We start from the raw sequence: 1,372 nt of genomic DNA, 5'->3' as shown, positions 1-1,372 counted from the left end.
GAGACCGTAAAATAGTTTGTGTAAGGATGAATAATTCCTTAAATTAATTTCTTAAAACATTAGAAAAAGGAGTTCCTTTCTCGTATGATTGGTTTGAACAAAAAAACACATACAGAAAGAAGAACTCCTTCATGAATGATTTTACCAAAAATATGGCACAAGCTCTATTCAATCAAGACAAAATAAACGATTTATTGCGCAAAGAACTCCAGCAAGCAGTTAATGACCTATTAGAGGCTGAACTGACTGCGTTTTTAGGCTATGATCCTTATGCCAGAGCTGGCTGGAATACAGGCAATTCACGCAATGGTGCTTACTTTCGCAAGGTTGATACGCAATTTGGCGAGATTGAAATTCAGGTGCCTAGGGACCGCAACGGCATGTTTCATCAGCACACGCTCCCTGACTACAAGCAGCACTCCGATGTCTTGGAAAGCATGATTATCAAGCTATATTCCAAAGGCGTAACCACCAGAGAAATAGCCGACTTGATTGAAAAGATGTATGGCAGTCATTACAGCCCAGCTCAGGTATCTAACATCTCCAAGCAGATGATTCCAAAAGTCGAGGCCTATCATCAGCGCAAACTCAGTGACAAGTTCTTCTGCGTTTATTTGGACGCTACCTACATTCCTTTGCGTCGCATAACCTTTGATCGTGAAGCAGTTTATATTGCCATTGGCATCAAGCCTAATGGCCACAAGGAAGTCATCGATTACCGCATTGCTCCCAGCGAAAACGTCGAGAATTGGACGGAAATGCTTCAAGATGTGAAGTCTCGCGGTCTAGAACAGGTTGAGCTCTTTCTTTCAGATGGCGTTGTGGGCATGAAGACAGTGCTGGAGCAGACTTATCCGAAAGCTCATTTTCAACGCTGTCTAGTTCATGTCATGCGCAATATTTGCGCTAAAGTACGCGTAGATGATCGCGAAACGATCATGAATGAATTCAAGCAAATTCATCAACAGCCAAATAAAAAAGCTGCGATCAAAGTCTTGCACGCCTTCTATGACAAGTGGAACAGAGCGTACAACCATGTCATCAGAAATCTCAAAGATATTGAACCTGATCTGCTGGTCTTTTACAGCTATCCTAAGCAGATCAGGGCTTCAATTTACTCTACCAATATGATCGAATCCTTTAACAACGTTATCAAGCGTAAAGCTAAGCCTAAAGCAGAGTTTCCAACTGAACAGTCGCTTGATACTTTTATTGGCATTCAGGCAATGAGCTACAACGAACGCTATTTCAATCGAATCCACAAAGGCTTTGGTCAGGTTCAGGATACCTTAGAATCCTACTTTGATTAAATAAAAGATTAAAAAATCAATCTACGAGAAAAATCTATTTACACAAAAAATTTGACAGTTTC

Annotated in this window: 1 protein-coding gene; it reads left to right on the top strand. The window is 40.8% G+C overall.

Going from position 1 to position 1,372, the window contains the following annotated elements; translation table 11 throughout:
* Positions 1-131: 131 nt before the first annotated feature.
* Positions 132-1,310 carry an IS256 family transposase gene (locus tag H3T48_RS08760; protein ID WP_198189192.1) on the top strand — a complete coding sequence of 393 codons (1,179 nt, stop codon included), beginning with the start codon at positions 132-134 and terminating at the stop codon, positions 1,308-1,310.
* The last annotated feature ends 62 nt before the right edge of the window (positions 1,311-1,372 follow it).

It is taken from the genome of Lactobacillus sp. M0403 (genome assembly GCF_016101265.1).
Lineage (GTDB): Bacteria > Bacillota > Bacilli > Lactobacillales > Lactobacillaceae > Lactobacillus > Lactobacillus apis.
The sequence above is the reverse complement of the archived record's forward strand: the minus strand, read 5'-3'. Positions and strand labels throughout refer to the sequence as shown.

Coding starts and splice junctions, on each gene's coding strand:
- H3T48_RS08760 (WP_198189192.1), top strand. CDS start 132: ATGAATGATTTTACCAAAAATATGGCACAAGCTCTATTCAATCAAGAC.